Genomic DNA, 24,261 nt, shown 5'->3' with positions numbered 1-24,261 from the left:
CGGTATTGTTCTGGGTGTATTTATATAGATGCTTTGATTTGTATGGAAGTTAAACCATAGTTGTATAGTATGTTTACTATATTTAAATCGGGCTATTAGCCCTTGGTCGCTTTGCAATGAGCGACGCCTGAGTGGAAGCTCGCCGGTATTGGCGGCAAGGAACACAAACCCGGATGAATGAAATCTCAGTGCAGCTGCACAGCTGGCTGTGCATGCAGCGCGAACGCCTGCCGTTGGCCGTGCGCGCCGATGCGTTGTTGCGCGCCTTGCAGGCCTGCCCTGAGGTGCGTCAGGCGTATTTTTTGCGCTGGCAGGCCGGCACCGCGATTTACAGCCATGAAGGCCGCGCGCCGCATTTACCGCCCGGCTTTGGCGACCCATTGCAGGCCAGTGACCAAGCATTGTGGGCGCGCTTGCACGCGCAGCCCCGGCTGAGCCTGAGTGAATTGCGCCAACTGCCGTGCTGGTTGGCCGGACGGGTACGCCGCGCGGGTCTCAGTCACGGCCAGGCGCTGGCGTTGTCGCTGGATGACGGGCACCACGACCTGCTGCTGCTTGAGCTGCACGAACACGCCGGCAGTGACTGGCTTGATCTGCTGCACGCCATGCTTCAGGCCTTGTTGGCCAGCCTGCCGCAGCAAGCCCGTGGCAGCCTGCTGCTCGGCAGTGACCCGCAGCCCAGCCTGTTGCTGGACATCGACGCCAAGCCCCTGCAACTGAACGCCGCCATGCACGAGTGGCTGAGTGCGCATAACCTGCCCGCCGTGGCCGACCTGTTGCCAGTGAACACCGCGCAACTGGTGCGCGCCTGCCTGCAACAAGGCCGTGCGATTGACGGTGTAGAGGCGCAAGTCGCCGGCCACGTGCTGATCTGGCTGTTTATGCCCGACCCGGCCGAGCAACAGGTGCTGGCCCGCTGCCGGGTCGCCACCGCGCAGGTGCAGACCGAGCGTGACGCGCTCAAGGCCAGTCGGCTGTACCGGCTGATCACCGAAAACACCACCGACCTGATTTCCCGGCACACCCCCGACGGGCTCTTTCTCGATGCCTCGCCCGCGAGCTGGACGCTGCTCGGCTTCTGGCCGGAAACCCTGCGCGGCACGCCGGTGCAGGCGCTGTTTCATGAGCAGGACCGCCAGCACCTGGTCGACAGCACCCGCGAGGCGCTGGAGCAAGACGGCTACCACACCATGACCTACCGCATCCGCCACCGCGACGGCCATTACCTGTGGTTTGAAACCGCCAGCCGCGCCATTCGCGAAACCTACACCGGCGCGGTGGTGGAGGTGGTCAGCGTGTCGCGCGACATCACCGCCCGCGTGCTGGCCGAAGAGAACAAGCGCCGCCTCGCGGAAGTGGTGGAGGCCAACACCGACCTGGTGCTGTTTCTCGACCCGGACGGGCAACTCACCCACCTCAACCCGTCGGCGCGTCACGCCCTGAATATCGACGAACAGCAAGCCCTGCCAGCGCTCGACCAGTTGCTCGCCCAGGACGATCTGCAACGTTTGCGCAATGGCGGCTGGCGCACCGCCGACAGTCAGGGCGTGTGGAGTGCCGAGGCGCGCCTGCTGCCGCTGGGTCTGCGTGCACCCTTGCCGGTGTCGCTGGTGCTGTTGGCGCACCGTGGGCGCGATGGTGAGCATTACTATTCACTGGTGGCGCGCGACATGACCGAGCGCGAACTGCGCGAAGCCCAGCAGCGTCGCCATCAGGATGAGCTGGCGCACACCGCGCGGCTGGTCACCCTGGGCGAATTGGCCAGTGGCATTGCCCATGAAATCAATCAGCCGCTGGCGGCGGTGGTCAACTACGCCAGCGCCAGCCAGCGTTACCTTAAAGCGCTGGGGTCTAATCCCGACGCGGCCAGCAAGGTGGCGCAAGGGCTGGAGCGCATCACCGAGCACGCCAACCACGCCTCGGAAGTGATCAAGCGCCTGCGCGCCTTTTTGCGCAAAGGCCAGCGCCGCACTCAGGCGCTGGATATCGCCAGCGTCGCGCGTGAGGCCGTGCGGCTGTGCCAATGGGAGGCGAGCAACTGGCAGGTGAGCATCGTTGAGCAGGTAAGCGACCAGCTGCCGCCGGTGTATGCCGACCGCATCCTCATTGAACAGGTACTGCTCAACCTGCTGCGCAATGCGATTGATGCCAACCGCGAGGCCCATCCGGGCCAGCCGTCGCGCATCGAACTGCGCGCCAGCGAACAGGCCGGTCAGCTTTGCGTGCAAGTGTGGGATCAGGGGCCGGGCGTGGCACAGGGCGAGCTGGAACACATTTTCACCCCGTTCTACACCAGCAAGGCTGAAGGTCTGGGGCTGGGTCTGTCGATGAGCCGCAGTATCATCGAGGGCTTCGGTGGCGCGCTGGAGGCTCTGCCCGGTGCCGCTGGGGGGCTGTGTTTAGAGTGTCGCCTGCCACTGTTGCGCGGTGAAGACGCCGAGCGCAATGAGCGTGGCGAAGCCAAGGCATAACAAGAAAAGGAGCAGGGCATGAGCCAGCAAATGCAACAACGGGTTTACGTGGTCGATGACGATCAGGGCATGCTCGACTCCACCGTCTGGCTGCTGGAGTCCGTGGGCCTGACGGCCCTGCCGTTCACCAGTGGCCGGGCCTTTCTCGATGCCTGCGACGAGCACAGCCAGGGCTGTGTGTTGCTGGATGTGCGCATGCCCGGCATGGGCGGTTTGAACGTGCAGGAAACCCTGCGCAGCCGCGGTATCCAGATGCCGATCATTTTTGTCAGCGGGCATGCCGATGTGCCGATAGTAGTGCGCGCGTTCCGTGCAGGTGCGGTGGACTTTATCGAAAAGCCCTACAACGAACAGTTGTTGCTCGACAGCGTGCAGCAAGCCCTCAATCAGGAAGCCAGCAGCGCGCACACCGACCCGCGTTTGCAGGCCCTGCAACAACGCCTGGACAGCCTCACCCCGCGTGAGCGGGACGTGTTGCTGCCGTTGGTGCGCGGCTTCACTAACCGCGAAATCGCCGAGCAGCTGGACATCAGCGTGAAAACCATCGACCTCTACCGCTCACGGGTGATGAAGCGCATGCAGGCCGATACCTTGCCCGAATTGGTCGGCATGGCGATTGCGGCGGGGTTGGTGGATGCCCTGCAATTGCGCGGTGAGTAACACTAAAGGCCGTTACTCAGTGGTAGGCGTGCGCGGCCAGTTTTCTAGGGCCGAGGCCGGTCCCGGCTTGGCGAACAGGTAGCCCTGAAAGCGCCGGCAGCCCATGCGTTGCAGTGCTTCATACTGCGCCTGGGTTTCCACCCCTTCGGCGGTGACACTCAGGCCGAAGTTGTCGCCCAGGGCCAGGATGGTGCGCACGATGGCGGCGTCGCTGGGGTATTCGAGCAGGTCGCGGACGAAGGACTGGTCGATTTTCAGCTGGTCCAGCGGCAGGCGCTTGAGGTAGTTCAGTGACGAGTAGCCGGCGCCGAAGTCGTCCAGCGCCAGTTGAATGCCTTGGGCCTTGAGTTGGCTCATCTTGCTGATCAGATTTTCCACATCCTCCACCAGCTGGCTTTCCGTCAGCTCCAGTTCCAGGCGGCGTGGGTCGGCGCCGCTTTCGGCCAGGGCGGCGCAAACGTCGGCGACGAAATCGGGGTGGTGGAACTGCCGTGCGCTGACGTTGACCGCCAGGGTCAGCTGTTTCAGTTGCGGGTCCTGGGCCCAGGCCACCAACTGCTCGCAGGCGCTGTAGAGGATTAGGCGGCCGAGGTGCAGAATCAGTCCGCTGCTTTCCGCCAGGGGGATGAACTCTGCCGGTGGAACCATGCCGCGCGTTGGGTGTTGCCAGCGCACCAGGGCTTCGGCGCCGATCAACTGCCCCTGGGCGTCCACCTGTGGCTGGTAATGCAGGATAAACCGGCGCTCGGCCAGGCTCTGGCGCAGGTCGAATTCCAGGCTGGCGCGGGCGCTGACTTCGGCCTGCATCTGCGGGTCGAAGAAACGCATGGCATTACGCCCGGCCGCCTTGGCCTGATACATGGCCATATCCGCCCGCTTGAGTACTTCGTCCACTGTGCTGCGGTCGTTGGGGAACAGGGCGATGCCGACACTGGCGGTGCTGCTGTGGTTACGCTCAAGCAGGCTGTAGGGCGCCGAAAGAGCGGCGACGATCTTGTTGCCGACATGCTCGACCTGGCTGACGGCCTGTGCCGGTTGCAGGCTCAGACCTTCGAGCATCAACACGAATTCATCGCCGCCCAGGCGGGCCAGGGTGTCCTGGGCACGTACATGGCTGCTCAGGCGCTGGGCGACCTGTTGCAGCAACTGGTCGCCCATGTCATGGCCGAGGGTGTCGTTGAGGTCCTTGAAGTTGTCCAGATCGATAAACAGCAACGCTCCCTGTTGCAGGCCGCGTGCATGCTTGGCCAGGGCCTGTTGCAGGCGATCGAGCAGCAGGCGCCGGTTGGGCAGGCCGGTCAGCGGGTCGTAGAAGGCCAGCTGGTTGATCTTCTCCAGGTTCTTCTTGTGCTCGCTGATGTCGGTGGAAATGCCACACAGGGCATAGATTTCGCCACGACTGTCGCGCAGCGGCAGCTTGGTCGAGAGGAAGGCCAGCTCGGTTTCACCGGTCAGGCTGCGATTGATTTCTTCGGTCTGTACCCGCTCGCCGAGTTTGAGCACGCGGCGGTCGTTTTCATGCAGGTTGGTCGCGGTGTCGAGGTCGAAGAACTGGTCGTCGGTTTTGCCAATGACCTGCTCAAGGGGCAGGCCGAACAGCTCGCAGACCTTGCGGTTGGCGTACTGGTAACGCAACTGCGCATCCTTGATGTAGATGTAGGCCTCGACGCTGTCGAGGATGGTGTTCAGGCGTTGTTCGCTGGCCTGCAAGTGCTGGGTCTTCTCACGTACCTGGCGGCGAAGCAGCACGGTACCGCCGAGGGCGATGACCAGCATCAGGCCCAGGATACTCAGGCCCCACCAGACGGCTGTAGGAATCAGCACCTTGGGGCGCTCACCTCCCCAGCGTTGCAGGCTCTGGTAGTAGACCGATGATGGCGAGTTCTGCCAGGCCTGCAAATAACGGTCGATGGTGCTCAGTACGTCGGCGTTCTGGCCCTTGCGGGTGGCGAAAAACAGCTGCGCCGGCTGGAACATGATCGAGGAACTCTGCAGGCGATAGTGCGGGGCATGGAAATCGCCAAAGCGCTGGTTGGCTACGGCCGCATCGGCCTGCCCCGAGGCCACCAGTTCGAAACCCTGCGGCAGGCTTTGTACGCCGAGCAGTTGGGCTTTTAGGCCGAAGCTGTCGAGCAGGCCCTGCAGGTACTGTTCCTGCACCGAACCCTGCAACACGGCGATGCGCATGCCATGCAGATCGAGGATCGACTTGAGATGGAGGTTTTCACTGCTGTACAGCTGCGACCAGCTGAACAGCGCGGGGTGCTTGTGGAAGTCCAGCACCTGGGCGCGGCTGTCGCTGTAGGCGACATCCGGCAGCAGGTCTATCTCGCCACGCTGCGTGCGCTCCAGGCACTGCTGCCATTCGCAGGGTTGCGGCAGCAGCTGCCAGTCTTCCTGGCGGGCGATCTCGTTGAGCAGTTCACCGAATATCCCCGACAGCTTGCCATCCTGGCCCAGGAGGATTTTCGGCTCGTTGGCGTAGACACCTACAGTCACCTGGCGTGGCTGAGCCTCGACTACTGAACAGGTGATCAGCCCGGTCAGCAACAGAGGGACAAGGTGGTGCAGTAACGGTCGCTGCATGGGCGGGCCGGCTTCTTTGCGAGGGTGTCCTAACAATAGCCAGAATCTGCGGCAGGTGCTGGCTGTTGGCTACGTCAGTCGGCCCAGCCCTGATAGATATAGGTCATCGGCCGAGGGCCCTTGAGGTAGCGGTTGTGTAGCTCGCCAATGTGAAAGCCGCCGGCTTCTATCAGGGCGCGGATGTCGCGGTTGAGGTGGCAGCCGCCTGCCAGTGGCTTCCACAGTGGGGTCAGGCGGTTCTGCCAGCGCAGCACGGGTAGCTCCGGTGCCTGGCCATGCTCGCAGAACAGCAGGCGCCCGCCGGGCTTGAGTACGCGGCGCATCTCTTTCAGTGCTGCAACGGCGTCAGGAATGGTGCACAGGGTAAAGGTGCAGACAATGCTGTCGAAACTGGCGTCCTCGGCTTGGATCTGCCCCAGTTCCAGGGCAATCATCTCCACCGGAATGCTGATGGCGGCGGCGCGTTGTTTGGCCAGCTTCTGCATATCGGCGCTGGGGTCGACGCCGATGATCACCCTGACTTTTTCGGCATCGTAGAAACCCAGGTTGAGGCCGCTGCCAATGCCGATTTCCAGCACCCGGCCATGGGCCTGGGGCACCAGCTGTGAGCGGGCTTTCATCACCGCGCCCATGCCACAGGCGAAGTCAATCAGATGTGGCAGCAGGTAGCGCTCATACAGGCCCACGGGGTGCCCTCGGCAGGGTTATTCGGCGTCGTCCGGCAGATCACTGTTGTCACCGCTGATCGCGGCAAAACACTTGATCAGATGCGTGTCGGTGGGGCCGCTGATACGCCAGGCATCGGCTTTGCCATCAAAGCGCGCAGCCAACACCTGAGCCAGGCTGAAATGCCATTTGCGCAGGGCGCGGCCGTCCATGCACTCGATGCTCAGCAGGGGGGCGTCGCCAGTGGGTGCGCTGCCGGCCTGGTGCTGGGCCAGTTGCTCACCATCGAGGTGAAATTGCCAGGCATGCAGGTCGTCGATTTCCAGCATGTCGGCGCCGCTCAGGGCGCTGATCAGGTCGTGTGGGGTGCTGCTCATGGGCTATGGCCTCAGTGGTTAGCGGCCAAGACGGCGCAATTGATCGGATTCGATGACCCGGGTGCCGGCGTCTTCTTCCAGTGCCAGGCGCCACAGGGCGCGGGCCAGAACGGTGGCCTCGATACCACGGTATTTACCTGGCAGCCAGCGCATGAACGGTGCGGCCAGGCGTTCGCCCAGGCGGAACTCCTGGCGTGCGCCTAGCAGCAGCGATGGCCTCACGATGGTTAGCTGTGGCCAGCCTTGCGCGCGCAGGGCCTGCTCCATTTCGCCTTTGACCTTGTTGTAGAACACCGTGGAGTTGGCATCTGCACCGAGCGCGCTGATCACCAGCAGGTGGCGCGCGCCAAGGGCACGGGCGCGTTCGGCAAAAGCCAGCACCAGATCATGATCAATGGCACGAAAGGCTTCCTGCGAGCCGGCCTGTTTGATTGTGCTGCCCAGGCAGCAGAAGGCCGTGTCGACCTTGCCGCTCAGTTGCGGCAGCAGGGCCAGCAGTTCGCCTTGCGGGTTTTCCAGGTGCGCGTGGGCGGCCAGCGGGCGGCGGCTGGGGGCCAATACGCGAGCGACCGTGGGCTCGTTCAGCAGGCGGTCTAGCAGGTGTTCGCCGGTCAGTCCGGTGGCACCTGCAAGAAGGATGTGCTGGGGCGTCAAATACATGGTTTGAGGTTCTCCGCTGATATCTATCAGCTTAACAGGCGGTTGAATGCGCGCAGTGTAGTTAGAGCCTATTCACGATCTTGCGAGCTAGAGCGATACAAGGCAAAAACAAGCGAGGAAGCGGAGTTTACGAGCTGTAAATGAGCATTCCGAGCTTGTTTTTAACGCAGTAGCGCCGACGCGCAGCAGATTGTGCATAGGCTCTAGGGGTTGACCGCGGCAGGCGCCTCAAGTGCATTGTTCAATGCGCGTTCGGCCTGCTGTTCGCGTAGCTTGCGCCACTGGGCGAGTACCGCCTTGGCAGGCCAGATCTGCGGTTCGGAAGGCTCGAAGCCGTCGGCCTCTTCGCGTGCGGCAACGCTGGCCTTGGCCAGATCGAAGGCGCGCTGGAGGTCGTCGGTCTGCTGCAGGGCCTCGGCAAACAGCGCGCGGCCGAAGTAGGTGAAATCGTTTTCCTCGGAACAACCAAAGGACACCCGATCCGCCCGTGCAGCGGTAATCACCAGGGTTTTCTCGTCCTTCAGCTTGGGGATAAAACCGCCGGAGTAGCAGGCCGAGATCACCAGGACCTTGTGGCGATCCTTGAGTGGGGCGAGCAGTGCGGCGAGTTCGTCGGCGGGCAGGTCGTCGAGTTGCAGGCGCGGCTGGTCGAGGTTCAGTTCGTGCTGGGCGGAACCGTGGCTGGTCAGGTAGATAAAGATCAGGTCTTCCTGGCCGCTGCGTTCGGCCAGGGCCTGAATGCTGCGGCCCAGGCTGGCGCTGGTGGCCAGCGGGCGATCCGCCAGGTGGTCGCGGTGGTTGACCAGGGTGATGCGGCCGTGGGCGGCGAAGCGCTCCTGCAACAGGTCGCTGACGTAGTCGGCTTCGCGCATAAATACGCTCTGCTTGCCATCGCCGGCCAGGGTCAGGGCGTAGAGTTCGATGGCTGGTGTCGAGGCGGGTAGTTTGGCAATCGCCGCATCGAGCAGGCGGCCTTGTTCCAGCAGCCCGCTAGCCAGGCTGTCGGGGATGACCTTGCCCTGGGCATCGCGAATCAGCCGGCCGCGCTGCCAGGTGCCGCTTTGCTGGCTGCCATCCGCCAGGGTCAGGCTACCGTTGCCGTGGTATTGGCCATAGGCAAAGTGGCCTTGATAGACGCTGCCATCGGGCAGGCTCAGACGGCCTTCGCCGTGGTAGCGCCAGTCACTGAACTGGCCGAGGTAATGGCTGCCGTCGCTGCCCTTGAACTCGCCCTTGCCGGTCAGGCTGCCGTCCTCGAAACGCCCGCTCCAGACTTCGCCGTCGGCACTTTGGTAGCGGCCCTTGCCGTGGAATTGGTTGTCGCGGAATTGGCCGCTGTAGAGATCGCCGTCGGCATTCTTGAAACTGCCCTGGCCATTCAGTTGGCTGTCCTTGAAGGTGCCGACGTACTCGTTGCCTTCGCCGTCGATCATCACGCCCTGGCCGTGCGGTTCGCCCTTGCGGAACTGCCCCTGAAAGCTACTGCCGTCGCGCCATTGCAGTTTGCCAAGACCGTGATATTGGCCCTTGCTGAATTCGCCCCGATATTCCAAGTCCTGGCTCTGCAGGTGGCCTTCACCGTTGGGTGTGCCGTTGGCAAAGCCGCCTTCGTAGCGGCTGCCATCGCTGTAGCTCAGGCTGCCTTGACCATGGAAGTCGCCGTTCTGGAATTCGCCGGTATAGGTTTCACCGTGTTTGCTGTGCCATTCACCGGAGCCATTGAACTGCCCGTCCTTGAACTGCCCGGCGTAGTAGCTGCCGTCGCTGTAATCCAGGCGCCCAGGGCCTTGCAGCAGGCCGTCGACCACCTCGCCGCGGTAGCGCCCGCCGTCAGGCAATACGGCATTGGCTGGCAGCAAGGGTTCGCCATCGCCACAGGCGACCAGCAACAGGGCGAGGCTCAGTGGAGCCAGACGGATCAGAGGATGCATGCAGAAAATCCACACCGGAAGGACGTTGCCGAGTATGCCTTAAACTGCCTGGCATGCCGTGATAGAGCGCGCTGAACGCGCCATAAAAAAGGCGCACAAGTCTGCACCTGTGCGCCTCGGACTGCGGGCTGCGATCAGACGAAGCAGAGCGTCAGCGGTTCAGCGATGTAGGCCGGTTTTTCCGAGCCTTCGATTTCCAGTACGACCTTGGCCTTGAGCAGCCACTGGCCAGGGTTTTTCTCGGTGGCATCGGTCAGGGTGACGACCAGGCGCACCTTGGAATTGACCTTCACCGGCTGGATAAAACGCACACTGTCCAGGCCGTAGTTGACGGCCATCTTCAAGCCCTTGGGCATGATCATGATGCCTTCCATCAGCTTGGGTACCAGCGACAGCGAGAGGAAGCCGTGGGCGATGGTGCTGCCAAACGGGGTAAGTTTGGCTTTTTCCGGGTCGACGTGGATGAACTGGTGGTCGCCGGTGCACTCGGCGAACTGGTTGATGCGTTCCTGGTCGATGGTCAGCCAGTCGGAACGGCCGAGTTCTTTACCGATATAGCTGGGCAATTCGGCGGCGGGTACTGATGTCATGGTTTCTCCTTGAAGACGCAAGTGTTGTTTTTTTTCGGGCGTAAATCCTTCTGCCCTAAGATCATCATGGGTTTGCCGCAGGGTCAAGTGCTTGATGGCCGGCTGTTGCGGGTGCCGCAATCCTGGCGCAACCGCTGTAAACCGGCCGTTGCCGGGCGCTTCTGCTTATAATGCGCGGCATTGCGACTGGGATCATACGATTCGGAGATTACCCATCATGCTGCTACGCGGCCTTTCCTGGCTGGTGCTGTGTCAGTTGCTCGGCACCGCGCTGAACGTCCTGCTGATTCCGATTTTGCCGGGGCCGATCATCGGCATGTTGCTGTTGTTCGGTTTTCTGCTGGTGCGTGGCGAGGTGGGTGAACCGTTGCATCTGGCCTCCACCAGTCTGCTGAAATACCTGCCGCTGTTGCTGGTGCCGCCTGCGGTGGGGGTGATGGCCTATGCCGAGGATATCTTTGCCGATTTCTGGGCAATTGCCGGCGCATTGTTGCTGTCGCTGCTGATCTCCATCGTGTTTGCCGGCTGGCTGATGCAGAAGTTGATTGACCGTCAGCAACGCCGGGAGGACGTATGACTCTGGAATGGCATGCCGCCTGGCAAGCGCTGATTCACCACCCGTTGTTCGGCGTGGGTATCACCCTTGGGGCCTACCAATTGGCGATTGCCGCCTACGAGAAAACCCGCTGGGTGTTCCTGCAACCCGTGCTGCTGTCGATGCTCACGGTGATCGGCATTCTCCTGGCCTGTGGCCTGACCTTTGCCGAATACAAGGACAGCGCGGCGGCGCTGACGCTGTTCCTCGGGCCGACCACGGTGGCGCTGGCCGTGCCGCTGTTCCTCAACCTGCGGCGCATCCGCCAGCTGTTCTGGCCCACCCTGATTACCCTGCTGCTGGCCGGGGTACTCGCCACTGTGCTGGGCATTGCCCTGGCCTGGGCCTTCGGTGCCGAGCAGATCATGCTGATGAGCATGGCGCCGAAATCGGTGACTTCCCCGATTGCCATGCTGGTGGCCAATCAGATTGGCGGGATTGCTGCCCTGGCCGCGGTGTTTGTGATGATCACCGGGATCATCGGGGCCATCATCGGCCCTGCGCTGCTCAAGCGCTGTGGCGTGCAGCACCCCGCTGCGCTGGGTATGGCCCTGGGCCTGACCGCGCACGCGGTGGGCACCGCGCGGGCGTTGCAGGAAGGCGAGGAGTGCGGCGCGTTTTCCGCCCTGGCGATGAGCCTGATGGGGGTATTCACCGCCGTGTTGTTGCCATTGGCCATCCTGCTCTGGTTGTGAGGAATTGACTGTGACCTTGCCCTTGTTTCCGCTCAATACCGTGTTGTTCCCCGGTTGCACGCTGGATTTGCAGATTTTCGAGGCACGCTACCTGGACATGATCAGCCGCTGCATGAAGCAGGGCGAAGGTTTTGGCGTGGTTTGCATCCTTGAAGGCGCGGAAGTCGGTGCGGCCGCCGGGCTGTTTGCGGCGATTGGCTGCGAGGCGCTGATTCGTGATTTCCAGCAACTGCCCAACGGCTTGCTGGGTATTCGGGTTGAGGGTGCCCGGCGTTTTCGCGTGCAGCGTGCGCAGGTCTTGCCGGATCAGCTGACCCTGGCCGAGGTTGAATGGCTTGAGGAGGCTTCTGAGCAGCCGTTGCGTGACGAACATGCCGATCTGGCCGCACTGCTGGGCGCGTTGAGTGCTCACCCGATGGTTGCTGCCCTGGGCATGCCAAGCGAGCCGGCAGGCCAGGAGGCGTTGGCCAATCAGCTGGCCTACCTGCTGCCGCTGGACAGCGAGCAGAAGCTGCAACTACTCGACACGCCAAGTGCCGAGCTGCGCCTTGAGTTGCTGCAGCAGTTGCTGGAACTGCTACAGGGCGGCCATCAATAGCGATACAGCAACAGCCCTGCGGACAACTGCCAGGTGGCGATGCCGCCCAGTAGCGCCAGAATCGCCGGCAGCAACAACCACCAGATTCTTGCCGGCAGGGCTGGCAGTGGCGTGCGCCATTGCACCAATGCCAGGCTCAGGGCGCAGAAACAGCCCGCCAGCATGGCCCCGGCGATGATGTCGCTGGGCCAGTGTACGCCCAGGTATACCCGTGAAACGGCGATTGCGGCCGCTGGCAGGCTGGCCAGCAGTAGCCAGGTCAGGCGCATGCGTGGCGGTTGCCCGCGGCCGGCGAGCAGGCCGAGCAGCAGGAAAAAGGCAAAGGCTGCCGAACTGTGGCCACTGGGGAAGCTGAAGCTGCTCAGTGGTTCCAGCAGCACATCCGGACGGCTGCGGGCGAACAGGGCTTTCAGGGTGCCATTGGCCAGCGCCGTACCGAGTGTGGCGCCGATGGCCAGACACAGCGTGCGCCATTGCCGGGTAGCCAGCAGAATCAGGCATAGCAGAGTGGCTGCGGCCACCTGGGTGTGCATATCGCCGAGGCGGGTGATCAGCACCATCAGGGTGTCGAGACTGGCGCTGCGTTGCTCCTGTATCAGGGTCAGCAGGCCCTGGTCCAGTTGACTGAGTTGTGGCCAGCTAATCATCAAGCCGACCAGCAGTAGCAGACAGGCCCCAGCCGCCAGCAGGCTGGCGTGGCGTTGCCCGCGCATGCTGCCTTGAATGCTCAGCCCGACCACGATGGCTACGCCAGCTGCCACGGCGCCGGCCTGCGGCCAGAAACCATCCGGCAATGGCAGGCGCAAGGCGGCACCGGTGGCCCAGCCCGGCAGCATATAGGCGATGGCCCAGCCAGCGGCTGCCAGCAGGCTGACGACGATAAAGCGTGGGAGCGGCATGTTCAGCATTCCGGCGACCATCGGCAGCATCGGCCGCAACGGACCGATATAACGGCCGACCAGCAGGCTGGCGACGCCATAGCGCTGGAAATAAACCTCTGCCGAACTTAACCACTGTGGATGGCTGCGTAACAGCGGCAGGCGGCGAATATCCTGGTGAAAGTAGCGGCCGATGCCATACGACAGCGCATCGCCGAGTACGCCGCCGAAGTAGGCCAGCAGCAGGGTTTCCCACAACGTCAGCACACCGTTACCGGCCAGTGCAGCCACGGCAAACAGCAGGATGGTGCCCGGCACGATGATGCCAGCAATCGCCAGGCACTCGACGCAGGCAATCAGAAAGATCGCCAGGCCCAGCCATTCGGGGTTGGCGCTCAGCCACAGGGTCAAGCTGTCGAGCCACTGGCTCATCGGTGGTCATCCTCAGGTGCGAGTAAGTGGTAGTCACGGCCAGCCAGCTGGCCTCGGCGTAATGGGTTGCGGGTGCAGTGGCGGACGAAGGCGGCGTCGACAAAACGGTACGGCAGCTGCTCGTCACGCCCATGGGGGATGCCCAGGCGAGTGCATTGCACGATCTGCTGCGGGCGCTCGCCGAGGTCTTCGACAAACAGGCGCTGTTCATCGAAGGGCTGCGCGTCCCAGTCCGGCACTTTCAGGCCCAGTGCCTTGCACAGCAGGGTTTGGCCGTTGCACAGCCTGTCCAGGGCGCGGGCACGGCCTTGTGCGTCCGGGTTGTTACGTTGCATCTGCGCCAGAGCGGTGGCGCCGCTGCGAGCGTCCTGCCAGGGGTAGGCAGATTTGATCAGCACCGCATTGCCCGGCCCCTGGGCGCTGAAATTCAGCGAATCACCGCCGCGGGCGTAGTACATGTAAATGTGCCCGCCATCCATAAACAACGCCCGGCGTTTGTGGGTATAACCAAGCGAGGCGTGGCTGCCTTTCTCGCTCAGGTAATAGGCTTCGGTTTCGATAATGCGTGCACTCAGCCAGTGCTCGCCCTGGCGATGGCGAATCACCTTGCCGAGCAGGTCGCGCGCCAGTTGGCAGGCATCGCGGTCGAAGAATCCGGCCGGCAGGGCACGCCCTTCGGGCCAGGGCAAACTAAGGTTGGGATCGGCTGACATGCGGTGTTGTGCGTACTCGGCAGGGCATAGGCTGGGGCTGTTGCCGTCCTGGACGCTTAGCCAAGTGTCACAGAAGGGCGCCGTGATCATAACAATAAGAGTCTGAATCATGCCTGAACGTGCCCGTGCCAGCAGCGCCCATATCAGCCCCAGTGCCCACTACACCGGTTATGTCTGGTATCGCCATCAACTGGCGGATGCGGCCTTCGCCACCGGCTTCGGACGTTTTGTGCATGGCCTGCTCAGCCCGATTACCTGGGGCGCACGGGTTGGTTTCGGCCTGGATATCGAGCAGTTCCTATTGCAGCGCCACCTGCAGATCGATGCGCAGCTCACAGCGGCCATTGAGCAGGGCGGTGTATGCCAAGTGGTGGAAATTGCCTGCGGCCTGTCGCCGCGTGGTCGTCGTTTCACCTCGCGTTACCCGCATGTGCGCTACGTCGAGGCTGATCTGCCGGTGATGGCCGCGCGCAAACGGCTGCTGCTCAACGCCGAAGGCTGGCTGGGCAGCCAGCATCAGGTGCGCGCTGTGGATATTCTTGCCGAGGAGGGCGGTAAAAGCCTGGCCGCGCTGTTCGCCGAGCTGGATCACGGCAAACCCGTGGTGGTGATTACCGAGGGATTGGTGAATTACTTTGAGCTAGAGCTGATCGAGTCGTTCTGGACACGCCTGGCTGAGCAACTGTGCCAGTTTCCCCAGGCCACCTACCTGACCGAGTTGTATCCAGATATGCGTGAGCATCCACGTTACCGCCAGTTGCGTTGGGGCGTCGGCCTGATTGGCCGGCTGACCCGTGGCAACTATCCGCTGCATTACCGCAATGACCAGGCGATTGTGCAGGGTTTCCAGCGCTGCGGCTTCAGCCAGGTCGAGGTCTTCGACCCGAGCCGCACAGCCCAGGCGCTGGGTCTGGCTGCGTCACGTAGTGCCGGGTTGGTGCGGGTGATCGAGGCGCGGATTTAAGCGCAGGCCGCTGCTGGTAGCGGCTGCAGCTGAAACTGCGTCGCCAGCGCCTGGCTGGCAGGTTGATCACTATGCGGGAAGACAAAGGCCAGGCCGTTTGAGTCCTGGCGCAGGGGCAGCAGGGGCTGGGCGGGTAGGTCCTTGCACAGCAGTTGCCAGCCGCGCGTGCCCCGGATGGTGGGGAGATCGGCTTGTAGTAGTCCGCCGAAGAAGCCCAATTCGTTGATGTCCACCATCCATTCACCACCATCGACATGCTGCAGGCGTGCCTGACGCTGGCTGGGCGGCAGGCGTGGTTCATGGCGTTTTTCCAGTTGCAGCAGTTGCGGGTTGCTCAGCAGGCTGCTGCCCGGGCTGCGGCTTGGTAGGGCTTCGCCGCGCAGGAACGGGCTGTACAGGCTGGAGCAGGCGTCGCGTTGTTCGAACTGGGCCAGGTGGTCGGCGTTGTGGATCAGTGCGCAACTGGCCTGGGCACAGGCAGCGGCAAAGTGAGCATGCTCCCAGGGTTGGGTGAAGTGGTCGTATTCGCCGGCCAGCACCAGGGTTGGGCAGCTTGGGTGTTGTTGGAAGCCCTGAAAGTCCAACAGGCGCTGGCTGTTCTGCCGGTAGCGCTCGATGTCGGCGGCTGATAGGCGCTGAATCTGACGCAGCAGTGCTTTGCGAAATACCGGCGCGACGCCGGTCTGCTCCAGGCGCAGCGGGTTGAGCAGACCGGTTAGCGCGCCGTGAGCAAAGGCTTCGCTGCGCCCTTCCGCCAGCAGCGCCAGGCCTTCTTGCAGTAACAGGCGGGCACCGGGGCGGCCAAAGGCGGTGATCCCGGCCAGCAGCACGCGGGCACAGCGGCTCGGGTGGCGGGCAGCAAACAGCGCGGCCAGGGCCGAGCCGTAGGACAGGCCGATGGGCATCAGCGGCGGCAGGTCGAGTTCTTCGGCAAAGTCGGCGATCAGGTCGGCCAGTTGTTCCAGGCTCAGGTCGGGCACCAGTTGCAGGTTGCTGCCCTGGCTGGGCAGGTCGAGCAGGATTACTGGGTGTTCGCTGAGCAGCTCGCTGACCTCGGCGGCAAACGAGCGAAAACTCTGGAAGGCGCCGCCCAGCATCAGCACGGGGGGGCGTGGGTCATGGCTGCGCTGGGCGTAAGCCTGGTAATGCAGGCGTAGTTCGCCGAGGTGCAGCACCTGGGGGGCGTCGTTGAGTTGTGCAGCGCAGTAGTCGGTACGGTAATGCATGCTGATCCCACCCCGGCGGTCGGCCGCCTGTTTTTCTTTCAAGTGCACGGTAAACATTTGGGCGGTTTTTGTTTACCTAACCTTCGGGCGGCAGCGGGGGGCTGGTGTCACTGTTTCTCGGAGTGGCCTGCGGGCTGGGGCCTGGCGGCGTTACCGTGGGTTGGGGCGAACGCGCTGTTTACCGTCCGCCGCACAGCGCTGGGCGTGAGGCGGCGCGCCCGTTATACTCAACGACTTTTTTCAACCGCCAGACCTGCCAAGATCATGACTGAGTCCGTGCTCGACTATATGACCCGCCTGGGCCGCGCCGCGCGTGAGGCCTCGCGGGTGCTCGCCCGCGCCAGCACCGCGCAGAAGAATCGCGCTTTGCAGGCCGCTGCCAATGCCCTCGACGCCGCTCGCGCTGAGCTGACCGCCGCTAACCAGCTGGACCTGGCCGCCGCCCGCGCCAACGGCCTGGAGCCGGCCATGGTCGACCGCCTGGCGCTGACCCCGGCAGTGATCGATTCGATGATCGAAGGCCTGCGTCAGGTTGCTACGCTGCCTGATCCGATTGGCGAGATCCGTGACATGCGTTACCTGCCGTCGGGTATTCAGGTAGGCAAGATGCGCGTGCCGCTGGGCGTGATCGGCATCATCTACGAGTCGCGCCCGAACGTGACCATCGACGCCGCCAGCCTGTGCCTGAAATCCGGCAACGCCACTATTTTGCGTGGCGGCTCCGAAGCGATCCATTCCAACCAGGCGATTGCTCGCTGCATCCAGCAGGGGTTGGCCGAGGCCGATTTGCCGGCCAGTGCCGTGCAAGTGGTGGAAACCACTGATCGCGCCGCCGTTGGCGCGCTGATTACTATGCCCGAATTCGTCGACGTGATTGTGCCGCGTGGCGGCAAGGGCCTGATCGAACGCATCAGCCGCGATGCCAAGGTGCCGGTGATCAAGCACCTGGATGGCGTTTGCCACGTCTATATCGACGTCGCCGCTGATCTGGACAAGGCGATTCGCGTTGCCGACAACGCCAAGACCCAGCGTTATTCGCCGTGCAACGCCATGGAAACCCTGCTGGTGCACGCGACCGTGGCGGGCAAGGTGCTGCCGCCGCTGGCTGCGATCTACCGCGACAAGGGGGTTGAGTTGCGTGGCGACGCCGCGACCCGTGCGCTGCTCGGCAGCGACGTGCTGGAGGCCAGCGAAGACGACTGGTACGCCGAGTACAACGCGCCGATCCTGGCAATTCGCATTGTCGAGTCGCTGGACGCTGCCATTGAGCACATCAATCAGTACGGCTCCAAGCACACCGACGCGATCATCACCGAGAACTTCACGGATGCGCGGCGCTTCCTCACCGAGGTGGATTCCGCTTCGGTGATGGTCAATGCCTCGACCCGTTTTGCCGATGGTTTCGAGTACGGCCTGGGCGCGGAAATCGGCATTTCCACTGACAAGCTGCACGCCCGTGGCCCGGTTGGTCTGGAAGGTCTGACCAGCGAGAAGTACGTGGTGTTCGGCGACGGACACATCCGCACCTGATGGCCCGACACACTGGCGCCCGGCGCATCGGGATACTGGGTGGCACCTTTAACCCGGTGCACATCGGCCATCTGCGCAGTGCCGTGGAAGTCGCCGAGGTGCTGCAACTCGATGAGCTGCGCCTGATCCCCAGCGCGCGGCCGCCACATCGCAGTGCGCCAGAGGTCAGTGCCGAGGATCGCCTGGCCATGGTGCGGCTGGCGGTGGCGGATGCTGAGGTGCTGCGGGTGGATGATCGCGAGCTGCAACGCGACAAACCGTCCTACAGCATCGACACGCTGGAGTCGTTGCGCAGTGAGTTGGCAGTGGATGACCAGTTGTTTCTGCTGCTGGGCTGGGATGCCTTTTGCGGTTTGCCCAGCTGGCAGCGTTGGGGTGAGTTGCTGCAGCACTGCCATATTCTGGTGTTGCAGCGGCCGGATGCCGACAGTGAAGCGCCCGAGGCGCTGCGCGATCTGCTGGCGGCACGCAGTGTGAGTGACCCTTCGGCGCTGGACGGGCCGAGTGGGCAGATTGCTTTTATCTGGCAGACACCCCTGGCGGTGTCGGCTACCCAGGTCCGCGCGCTGCTGGCGAGCGGAAAGTCGGCGCGCTATCTGGTGCCTGACGCGGTACTGGCCTATATCCATGCCCACGGACTGTACCGTGGCGCGAATTGAACACGAGGCAAATGAGTTACTTATGACAAACGCAAAAATGCAGAGCGAAGCGCTGGTCAAACTGGCCACCGCCGCCCTGGAAGAGATCAAGGCGCAAGACATCACCGTGATCGACGTGCGTGGCAAGACCAGCATCACGGACTTCATGCTGATCGCCAGCGGCACCTCCAGCCGTCACGTCAAGTCGCTGGTCGACAACGTGCTGGAGAAAGCCAAGGAGCAGGGCGTACGCCCGCTGGGCAGCGAAGGCCTGGACAGTGGCGAGTGGGCCCTGCTCGACCTCGGCGACATCGTGGTACACGTGATGCTGCCGACGGCTCGCCAGTTCTACGACCTTGAGCGCCTGTGGCAGGGTGCCGAGCAGACGCGTGCGCAGTTCAGTGCTGAGCCGGGTGCTGAGCAGGAATAAGGACGCCAAGCTGTGCGCATCAAGTTGATCGCCGTGGGTTCGCGCATGCCGCGCTGGGTGGAAGACGGTTGGCAGGAATATGCCAAACGGATGCCCAGCGAGCTGTCGCTGGAACTGGTGGAGATTCCGCTGACTACTCGCGGCAAGAATGCTGATGTAGCGCGCATGATCCGTCAGGAAGGCGAGGCCATGCTGAGCAAGGTGCAGCCTGGGGAACGCATCGTCACCCTGGAGGTCGAAGGGCGACCCTGGAGCACCGAGCAGCTGGCGGTCGAGCTGGACAAGTGGCGCCTGGATGCGCGCACGGTCAACCTTATGGTCGGCGGCCCGGAAGGGCTGGCGCCTGAGGTGCAGGCACGCAGTGAACAGCGCTGGTCGTTGTCGCCGCTGACCCTGCCGCACCCGCTGGTGCGCATTCTGATCGGCGAACAGATGTACCGAGCCTGGACCGTGTTGTCCGGCCACCCGTATCACAAATAATCAGCCAGTAGCCAGCCGCCACCGATGCCGCAGCCCATACGCCTGAAAGACCACGAAAAAGACAGCCGCCTGATCCGCAAACGTGCGGTGGTAGGGGCTGTGGTGGTGTTGCTGCTGACCTCGGTGCTGCTCGTACGCCTGTATTACCTGCAGGTGGTGCAGTACGAGTACCACACCACCCTGGCGGAAAATAACCGCATCCATGTACAGCCGATTCCGCCGAACCGTGGGCTGATCTTCGACCGTAACGGGGTGATCATCGCTGATAACCGGCCCAGCTTCAGCCTGACCCTGACCCGCGAGCGTGCTGGCGATTGGCCGCAGGTGCTCGATGTGATTGTCGAAGTGCTGAAGCTTGGGCCGGATGAGCGTGCGCTGTTCGAGCGGCGGGTACGTCAGGGGCGGCGACCATTCGAGCCGGTGCCGGTGTTGTTCGAGTTGAGCGAGGAGCAGATTGCCCTGATCGCCATCAACCAGTTCCGTCTGCCAGGGGTTGAGGTGGCGGCGCAGCTGGTGCGGCACTATCCGCTGGGCGAGCATTTTGCTCACTCGGTGGGTTATGTCGGGCGGATCAACGAGAAAGAGCTGAAAGAGCTTGATCCGGTGGCTTACAGCGGTACGCACCACATCGGCAAGACCGGCATCGAGCGCTTCTATGAAGACGAGCTGCACGGTCAGGTGGGCTACGAGGAAGTCGAGACCAATGCCCGTGGCCGCGTCTTGCGCGTGCTCAAACGCACCGATCCGACGCCTGGCAAGGACATCGTCCTGAGCCTTGATGTGCGTCTGCAGGAAGCTGCCGAGGCGGCCCTCGCAGGGCGTCGCGGGGCGATTGTGGCGATCTTGCCGCAAACCGGCGAAGTGCTGGCCATGGTCAGTCAGCCGAGCTTCGACCCTAACCCCTTTGTCACCGGTATCGGCTTTAAAGCCTATGCCGATTTGCGCGACTCCATCGACCGGCCGCTGTACAACCGTGTACTGCGGGGCCTCTACCCGCCGGGCTCGACGATCAAACCGATGGTGGCCGTGGCTGGGCTGGATGCCGGCGTGGTGACGCCGCAAACGCGGGTGTTCGACCCAGGCTTCTATCAGTTGCAGGGGCATAGCCATAAATACCGCAACTGGAACCGCACCGGTGATGGCTGGGTGGATATGGACCTGGCCATTGCCCGTTCCAACGACACCTATTTCTATTCGCTGGCGCACAAGATGGGCATCGACCGCATGCATGACTACATGAGCCGTTTCGGCTTGGGTCAGCGTGTGGCGCTGGACATGTTCGAAGAAACCGCCGGCTTAATGCCGTCTCGGGAGTGGAAGCGGGCGCGCTATCGTCAGGCCTGGTATCCGGGCGAGACGCTGATTCTCGGTATTGGTCAGGGCTATATGCAGACCACACCGCTGCAACTGGCGCAGGCCACAGCGCTGATGGCCACGCGCGGCAAGTGGATTCGCCCGCACCTGGCCAAGACCATTCAGGGCCGTGTGCCGGTGGACCCCAACCCGCTGCCGGATATTGTGCTGCGTGATCCGAAGTTCTGGGACTTTGGTCGTCATGGCATGGAGCAGGTCATGCATGGGCCGCGCGGTACGGCGCGCAAGGTGGGCGACGCCTCGGTCTACCGGATTGCCGGCAAGAGCGGTACTGCTCAGGTGGTGGCAATCAAGCAGGGCGAGAAGTACGACCGCAGTAAGGTCCAGGAGCGCCATCGCGACCACGCACTGTTCGTCGCCTTCGCCCCGGCGGACAACCCGCAGATCGCCGTGTCGGTGATGGTCGAGAATGGTGAGTCCGGCTCTGGCGTGGCTGCGCCAGTGGTCAAGCAGGTGATGGACGCCTGGTTGCTGGATGAGAACGGTCAGTTGAAAGCCGAATTTGCTCCGCCTGTGGCGGCCGAGGTCGCTGCACCATGAACAGTAGTTTCGACCGCAACCTGTCCACCGAAGACTTGCTGCGCCGCCGGGCGACCCTGCTGCAGCGCCTGCATATCGACGGCATTCTGTTGCTGCTGTTGCTGGTGCTGGCCTGCGGCAGCCTGATGATTCTCTATTCCGCCAGTGGCAAGAACGTCGATCTGCTGATGAAGCAGGCCAGTTCCTTTGGCATTGGTCTGGTCGGCATGTTCATCATCGCCCAGTTCGAGCCGCGCTTTATGGAGCGCTGGGTGCCGCTGGCCTATGTCGGCGGCGTGGCCCTGCTGGTGGTGGTGGATGTCATGGGCCACAACGCCATGGGGGCTACGCGCTGGATCAATATCCCTGGGGTGATCCGCTTTCAGCCTTCGGAGTTTATGAAGATCATCATGCCGGCGAGCATCGCCTGGTATCTGTCCAATCGCAGCCTGCCGCCGCGCCTGAAACATATCTGTATCAGCCTGGCGATGATCATCGTGCCTTTTGTGCTGATCCTGATGCAGCCTGATCTGGGCACCTCGCTGCTGATTCTCGCTTCGGGTGGCTTCGTGCTGTTTATCGCCGGGCTGCAATGGCGTTGGGTGATCAGCGCTGTGGCGGCCGTGGTGCCGATCGCCGTCGGCATGTGGTTCTTCGTCATGCACCAGTACCAGAAGCAGCGCGTGCTGACCTTCCTCAATCCGGAAAGCGATCCGCTGGGAAGTGGCTGGAACATCATTCAGTCCAAGGCCGCCATCGGTTCAGGCGGTGTGTTGGGCAAAGGCTGGCTGCAAGGTACCCAGTCACACCTGGACTTTCTGCCGGAGAGCCACACCGACTTCATCATCGCGGTGCTGGCCGAGGAATTCGGCCTGGTCGGGGTGTGTTTGTTACTGCTGGTGTACTTGCTGTTGATCGCGCGCGGCCTGGTGATTACCGTGCAAGCGCAGACGCTGTTCGGTAAGCTGCTCGCCGGCGCGCTGACCATGACCTTCTTCGTGTATGTCTTCGTCAATATCGGTATGGTCAGCGGCCTGCTGCCGGTGGTGGGGGTGCCCTTGCCCTTTATCAGTTATGGCGGCACCTCGCTGATCACCTTGTTGGCAGGATTTGGAATTTTGATGTCGATCCACACTCATCGAAAGTGGATGACGCAGGCTTGATTGGGATTATGAATTCAATGCAAAACGCGCGTGGCTGGATGGTACGAACTGCACCTTGGCTGGCTCTGGCTGGGGTGTTTGGGGTAGCCCAGGCGGCTGTTGCCGGCGATTACCAGCAGTCACCCCAGGTGGCCGAGTTTGTGGCCGAAATGACCCGTGACTACGGTTTTGCCGGCGAGCAACTGGTCGAGCTGTTTGCTCAGGTCGAACGCAAACAGGCGATTCTCGATGCCATTTCGCGCCCCGCGGAAAAGGCCAAGCCGTGGAAGGACTACCGGCCGATCTTTATTACCGACAAGCGCATCAGCAAGGGCGTCGAGTTCTGGAAACAGCATGAAGCGACCCTGGCCCGTGCCGAGGCTGAGTACGGTGTACCGCCAGAGGTGATCGTCGCGATCATCGGTGTGGAAACCTTCTACGGTGGCAATACCGGAAGCTGGCGCGTGATGGACGCGCTGTCGACCCTGGCCTTCGACTATCCGCCGCGCGCCCCATTCTTTCGCAAGGAGCTGCGCGAGTTCCTCCTGCTGACCCGTGAAGAGCAGGTCGAGCCGCTGAGCATGACCGGCTCCTACGCCGGTGCCATGGGCCTGCCGCAATTTATGCCGAGCAGCTTCCGCGCCTATGCCGTGGACTTTGACAGTGATGGTCATATCAATATCTGGAGCAACCCGACCGATGCCATCGGCAGCGTCGCCAGTTACTTCAAGCGCCACCACTGGCAGCCGGGCCAGCCGGTGGTCAGTGCCGCTACCGTCAAAGGCGCGCAGGCCGAACAAGGCCTGACTGCGGGCCTGGACCCGGTGAAGAATGTCGCTGAGCTACGTGCGCTGGGCTGGACCAGCGCCGACCCGCTGGCGGCCGACCTGCCGGTAACTGCCTTCCGTCTGGAAGGCGCCGAGGGCGACGAGTACTGGCTCGGCCTGCCTAACTTCTTTGTGATCACCCGCTACAATCGCAGTGTGATGTATGCCATGGCGGTCAATCAGCTGGCCGAGTTGCTGGTTGATGCACGGGGTAAGAACTGATGTCGCGTTTGCCTTTCAAATTGGCGCTGTACGGCGGTCTGGCGCTGGCTCTGGCCAGTTGCTCGTCCACCCGTGCGCCAGAGCCTGTCGCTCCTGTGCAGGCGGGTGGTGCGATTTCCGGCCCGGGCAATTACAGCCGTCCACACAAGGATGGTGCGCCCTGGTGGGATGTCGATGTCTCGCGGATTCCTGATGCCGTGCCCATGCCGCACTACGGCCCGGTCAAGGCCAGCCCCTACACCGTGTTTGGCAAACAGTACTACCCGATTCCCGATGCCCGTCGCTATCAGGCGATTGGCCCGGCGTCCTGGTATGGCACCAAGTTCCATGGCCAGGCCACTGCCAACGGTGAGACCTACGACCTGTATGGCATGACCGCAGCACACAAGACCCTGCCGCTGCCGAGCTACGTGCGCGTAACCAACCTGGAGAATGGCAAGACCGCGATTCTGCGCGTCAATGACCGCGGCCCGTTCTATTCCGATCGCATCATCGACTTGTCTTTCGCGGCCGCGAAGAAGCTCGGCTATGCCGAAAGCGGCACCGCGCGGGTCAAGGTCGAAGGTATCGACCCGCACGAGTGGTGGGCTCAGCAGGGCCGTCCGGTGCCGATGGTGCTGGCTGCGCCGCAGCAGGTGGCTCAGACCAAGCCGGTTGCACAGCCCGTCGCGCAGCCGATTGAACAGTATTCACCGCCCCCGCAGCAGCATGCCGCCGCGGTGCTCCCCGTGCAGATCGACGCAAAAAAAAACGCTTCAGTCGGAGCCTCTGGCCTGTATCTCCAAGTGGCCGCCTTCGCCAATCCGGACGCTGCGGAGCTGCTCCGGGCCAAGCTGAGCGAGATGGTAGCTGCACCGGTATTCGTCAGCTCAGTGGTGCGCAACCAGCAGATCTTGCACCGCGTGCGCCTGGGGCCGGTGAGCAGCCAAAGCGAGGCTGAGCAGCTGCAAAGCAGCGTGCGCTTGGCCAATCTCGGTGAACCAACCCTGGTCAAGGCAGACTGACCGGGCACTTCTGCTGTTTCTGCGGGACTAAACAAACAACTCCGGTCAGCCAC

At 62.8% G+C, this 24,261-nt stretch carries 23 protein-coding genes; 14 read left to right on the top strand and 9 right to left on the bottom strand.

Translation table 11 applies throughout. From position 1 onward, the window contains the following. Positions 1–173: 173 nt before the first annotated feature. Together ACOCLD_RS19065 and ACOCLD_RS19060 are read left to right on the top strand one after the other, a co-directional pair. The gene (locus ACOCLD_RS19065; protein ID WP_422910289.1) at positions 174–2,471 is read left to right on the top strand and encodes a PAS domain-containing sensor histidine kinase; all 2,298 of its coding nucleotides are present in this window, start codon (positions 174–176) and stop codon (positions 2,469–2,471) included. 18 nt (positions 2,472–2,489) lie between these two features. Then, positions 2,490–3,131: a response regulator transcription factor gene (locus ACOCLD_RS19060; protein ID WP_422910288.1), complete on the top strand. Its 642-nt coding sequence runs from the start codon at positions 2,490–2,492 to the stop codon at positions 3,129–3,131. Positions 3,132–3,143: 12 nt separating this feature from the next. Here ACOCLD_RS19060 and ACOCLD_RS19055 read toward each other — a convergent pair whose 3' ends face one another. The 6 genes from ACOCLD_RS19055 to ACOCLD_RS19030 form a co-directional block, all read right to left on the bottom strand. Beyond that, on the bottom strand, positions 3,144–5,717 hold the full coding sequence (locus ACOCLD_RS19055; RefSeq protein WP_422910287.1) for an EAL domain-containing protein: 2,574 nt from the start codon (positions 5,715–5,717) through the stop codon (positions 3,144–3,146). Between the two features lie 74 nt (positions 5,718–5,791). Next, positions 5,792–6,403, bottom strand: a complete 612-nt coding sequence (locus tag ACOCLD_RS19050; RefSeq protein ID WP_422910286.1) for a class I SAM-dependent methyltransferase — start codon at positions 6,401–6,403, stop codon at positions 5,792–5,794. 18 nt (positions 6,404–6,421) lie between these two features. Beyond that, the gene (locus ACOCLD_RS19045) at positions 6,422–6,760 is read right to left on the bottom strand and encodes a DUF5629 family protein (RefSeq protein WP_422910285.1); all 339 of its coding nucleotides are present in this window, start codon (positions 6,758–6,760) and stop codon (positions 6,422–6,424) included. 18 nt (positions 6,761–6,778) lie between these two features. Further along, positions 6,779–7,420: an oxidoreductase gene (locus ACOCLD_RS19040; RefSeq protein ID WP_257777748.1), complete on the bottom strand. Its 642-nt coding sequence runs from the start codon at positions 7,418–7,420 to the stop codon at positions 6,779–6,781. A 203-nt stretch (positions 7,421–7,623) separates the two neighbouring features. Beyond that, positions 7,624–9,351 carry a C13 family peptidase gene (locus ACOCLD_RS19035; protein ID WP_422910284.1) on the bottom strand — a complete coding sequence of 576 codons (1,728 nt, stop codon included), beginning with the start codon at positions 9,349–9,351 and terminating at the stop codon, positions 7,624–7,626. A gap of 134 nt (positions 9,352–9,485) precedes the next feature. After that, positions 9,486–9,941 carry a MaoC family dehydratase gene (locus tag ACOCLD_RS19030; RefSeq protein ID WP_257777746.1) on the bottom strand — a complete coding sequence of 152 codons (456 nt, stop codon included), beginning with the start codon at positions 9,939–9,941 and terminating at the stop codon, positions 9,486–9,488. Positions 9,942–10,158: 217 nt separating this feature from the next. Here ACOCLD_RS19030 and ACOCLD_RS19025 point away from each other — a divergent pair, with 217 nt between their 5' ends. From ACOCLD_RS19025 to ACOCLD_RS19015, 3 genes are read left to right on the top strand one after another with little or no spacing between them, the layout of a single operon-like run. Further along, the gene (locus tag ACOCLD_RS19025) at positions 10,159–10,518 is read left to right on the top strand and encodes a CidA/LrgA family protein (RefSeq protein WP_257777745.1); all 360 of its coding nucleotides are present in this window, start codon (positions 10,159–10,161) and stop codon (positions 10,516–10,518) included. 2 nt (positions 10,519–10,520) lie between these two features. Then, positions 10,521–11,231 (top strand): LrgB family protein, encoded by a 711-nt coding sequence (locus ACOCLD_RS19020; protein ID WP_422911846.1) that lies wholly within the window; start codon positions 10,521–10,523, stop codon positions 11,229–11,231. A 10-nt stretch (positions 11,232–11,241) separates the two neighbouring features. Continuing rightward, complete coding sequence (locus ACOCLD_RS19015; RefSeq protein ID WP_422910283.1) at positions 11,242–11,829, top strand: LON peptidase substrate-binding domain-containing protein; 588 nt, start codon at positions 11,242–11,244, stop codon at positions 11,827–11,829. On the opposite strand, the gene ACOCLD_RS19010 is transcribed toward ACOCLD_RS19015, so the two are convergent. Then, complete coding sequence (locus ACOCLD_RS19010; protein ID WP_422910282.1) at positions 11,823–13,139, bottom strand: bifunctional DedA family/phosphatase PAP2 family protein; 1,317 nt, start codon at positions 13,137–13,139, stop codon at positions 11,823–11,825. The two genes, ACOCLD_RS19015 and ACOCLD_RS19010, sit on opposite strands and share 7 nt — an antisense overlap. Then, a complete protein-coding gene (locus ACOCLD_RS19005; protein WP_422910281.1) occupies positions 13,136–13,852 on the bottom strand; it encodes a DNA-3-methyladenine glycosylase in 717 nt (238 codons plus the stop codon). Before ACOCLD_RS19005 ends, ACOCLD_RS19010 begins: the two co-directional genes overlap by 4 nt. Before the next feature lie 109 nt (positions 13,853–13,961). Between ACOCLD_RS19005 and ACOCLD_RS19000 the strand changes: the two genes are divergently transcribed. Next, on the top strand, positions 13,962–14,816 hold the full coding sequence (locus ACOCLD_RS19000; RefSeq protein ID WP_422910280.1) for a class I SAM-dependent methyltransferase: 855 nt from the start codon (positions 13,962–13,964) through the stop codon (positions 14,814–14,816). On the opposite strand, the gene ACOCLD_RS18995 is transcribed toward ACOCLD_RS19000, so the two are convergent. Beyond that, on the bottom strand, positions 14,813–16,042 hold the full coding sequence (locus ACOCLD_RS18995) for an alpha/beta fold hydrolase (protein WP_422910279.1): 1,230 nt from the start codon (positions 16,040–16,042) through the stop codon (positions 14,813–14,815). The genes ACOCLD_RS19000 and ACOCLD_RS18995 overlap by 4 nt on opposite strands. A 264-nt stretch (positions 16,043–16,306) precedes the next feature. Between ACOCLD_RS18995 and ACOCLD_RS18990 the strand changes: the two genes are divergently transcribed. From ACOCLD_RS18990 to ACOCLD_RS18955, 8 genes are read left to right on the top strand one after another with little or no spacing between them, the layout of a single operon-like run. Further along, the gene (locus tag ACOCLD_RS18990) at positions 16,307–17,572 is read left to right on the top strand and encodes a glutamate-5-semialdehyde dehydrogenase (protein ID WP_422910278.1); all 1,266 of its coding nucleotides are present in this window, start codon (positions 16,307–16,309) and stop codon (positions 17,570–17,572) included. After that, positions 17,572–18,231, top strand: coding sequence for a nicotinate-nucleotide adenylyltransferase (nadD, locus tag ACOCLD_RS18985; protein ID WP_422910277.1), 660 nt, complete (start codon positions 17,572–17,574; stop codon positions 18,229–18,231). The genes ACOCLD_RS18990 and nadD overlap by 1 nt, the downstream gene beginning before the upstream one ends. Before the next feature lie 37 nt (positions 18,232–18,268). Next, entirely contained in the window at positions 18,269–18,640 is a 372-nt protein-coding gene (rsfS, locus tag ACOCLD_RS18980; protein ID WP_422911845.1) for a ribosome silencing factor, read from the top strand. 12 nt (positions 18,641–18,652) lie between these two features. Further along, on the top strand, positions 18,653–19,120 hold the full coding sequence (rlmH, locus tag ACOCLD_RS18975; protein WP_108489361.1) for a 23S rRNA (pseudouridine(1915)-N(3))-methyltransferase RlmH: 468 nt from the start codon (positions 18,653–18,655) through the stop codon (positions 19,118–19,120). 24 nt (positions 19,121–19,144) lie between these two features. Next, positions 19,145–21,034, top strand: coding sequence for a penicillin-binding protein 2 (gene mrdA / locus ACOCLD_RS18970; RefSeq protein ID WP_422910276.1), 1,890 nt, complete (start codon positions 19,145–19,147; stop codon positions 21,032–21,034). A 38-nt stretch (positions 21,035–21,072) separates the two neighbouring features. Further along, positions 21,073–22,176 carry a rod shape-determining protein RodA gene (gene rodA, locus ACOCLD_RS18965; protein WP_392540222.1) on the top strand — a complete coding sequence of 368 codons (1,104 nt, stop codon included), beginning with the start codon at positions 21,073–21,075 and terminating at the stop codon, positions 22,174–22,176. Positions 22,177–22,193: 17 nt separating this feature from the next. Further along, positions 22,194–23,204, top strand: coding sequence for a lytic murein transglycosylase B (mltB, locus tag ACOCLD_RS18960; protein ID WP_422911844.1), 1,011 nt, complete (start codon positions 22,194–22,196; stop codon positions 23,202–23,204). Next, on the top strand, positions 23,204–24,208 hold the full coding sequence (locus ACOCLD_RS18955) for a septal ring lytic transglycosylase RlpA family protein (RefSeq protein WP_422910275.1): 1,005 nt from the start codon (positions 23,204–23,206) through the stop codon (positions 24,206–24,208). The genes mltB and ACOCLD_RS18955 overlap by 1 nt, the downstream gene beginning before the upstream one ends. The last annotated feature ends 53 nt before the right edge of the window (positions 24,209–24,261 follow it).

This window comes from Pseudomonas cimarronensis (assembly GCF_049331905.1).
In the GTDB taxonomy this organism is placed as follows: domain Bacteria; phylum Pseudomonadota; class Gammaproteobacteria; order Pseudomonadales; family Pseudomonadaceae; genus Aquipseudomonas.
The sequence above is the reverse complement of the archived record's forward strand: the minus strand, read 5'-3'. Positions and strand labels throughout refer to the sequence as shown.

Excerpts from the sequence above, each read along its gene's own strand:
- mrdA (WP_422910276.1), top strand. The coding sequence starts at position 19,145 with ATGCCGCAGCCCATACGCCTGAAAGACCACGAAAAAGACAGCCGCCTG.
- mltB (WP_422911844.1), top strand. The coding sequence starts at position 22,194 with ATGCAAAACGCGCGTGGCTGGATGGTACGAACTGCACCTTGGCTGGCT.
- ACOCLD_RS19055 (WP_422910287.1), bottom strand. The coding sequence starts at position 5,717 with ATGCAGCGACCGTTACTGCACCACCTTGTCCCTCTGTTGCTGACCGGG.
- ACOCLD_RS19045 (WP_422910285.1), bottom strand. The coding sequence starts at position 6,760 with ATGAGCAGCACCCCACACGACCTGATCAGCGCCCTGAGCGGCGCCGAC.
- ACOCLD_RS19040 (WP_257777748.1), bottom strand. The coding sequence starts at position 7,420 with ATGTATTTGACGCCCCAGCACATCCTTCTTGCAGGTGCCACCGGACTG.
- ACOCLD_RS18955 (WP_422910275.1), top strand. The coding sequence starts at position 23,204 with ATGTCGCGTTTGCCTTTCAAATTGGCGCTGTACGGCGGTCTGGCGCTG.
- ACOCLD_RS18995 (WP_422910279.1), bottom strand. The coding sequence starts at position 16,042 with ATGCATTACCGTACCGACTACTGCGCTGCACAACTCAACGACGCCCCC.
- ACOCLD_RS19010 (WP_422910282.1), bottom strand. The coding sequence starts at position 13,139 with ATGAGCCAGTGGCTCGACAGCTTGACCCTGTGGCTGAGCGCCAACCCC.
- ACOCLD_RS19065 (WP_422910289.1), top strand. The coding sequence starts at position 174 with ATGAATGAAATCTCAGTGCAGCTGCACAGCTGGCTGTGCATGCAGCGC.
- ACOCLD_RS19060 (WP_422910288.1), top strand. The coding sequence starts at position 2,490 with ATGAGCCAGCAAATGCAACAACGGGTTTACGTGGTCGATGACGATCAG.
- ACOCLD_RS19000 (WP_422910280.1), top strand. The coding sequence starts at position 13,962 with ATGCCTGAACGTGCCCGTGCCAGCAGCGCCCATATCAGCCCCAGTGCC.
- ACOCLD_RS19025 (WP_257777745.1), top strand. The coding sequence starts at position 10,159 with ATGCTGCTACGCGGCCTTTCCTGGCTGGTGCTGTGTCAGTTGCTCGGC.
- ACOCLD_RS19030 (WP_257777746.1), bottom strand. The coding sequence starts at position 9,941 with ATGACATCAGTACCCGCCGCCGAATTGCCCAGCTATATCGGTAAAGAA.
- ACOCLD_RS19035 (WP_422910284.1), bottom strand. The coding sequence starts at position 9,351 with ATGCATCCTCTGATCCGTCTGGCTCCACTGAGCCTCGCCCTGTTGCTG.
- ACOCLD_RS18990 (WP_422910278.1), top strand. The coding sequence starts at position 16,307 with ATGACTGAGTCCGTGCTCGACTATATGACCCGCCTGGGCCGCGCCGCG.
- ACOCLD_RS19005 (WP_422910281.1), bottom strand. The coding sequence starts at position 13,852 with ATGTCAGCCGATCCCAACCTTAGTTTGCCCTGGCCCGAAGGGCGTGCC.
- nadD (WP_422910277.1), top strand. The coding sequence starts at position 17,572 with ATGGCCCGACACACTGGCGCCCGGCGCATCGGGATACTGGGTGGCACC.
- rsfS (WP_422911845.1), top strand. The coding sequence starts at position 18,269 with ATGCAGAGCGAAGCGCTGGTCAAACTGGCCACCGCCGCCCTGGAAGAG.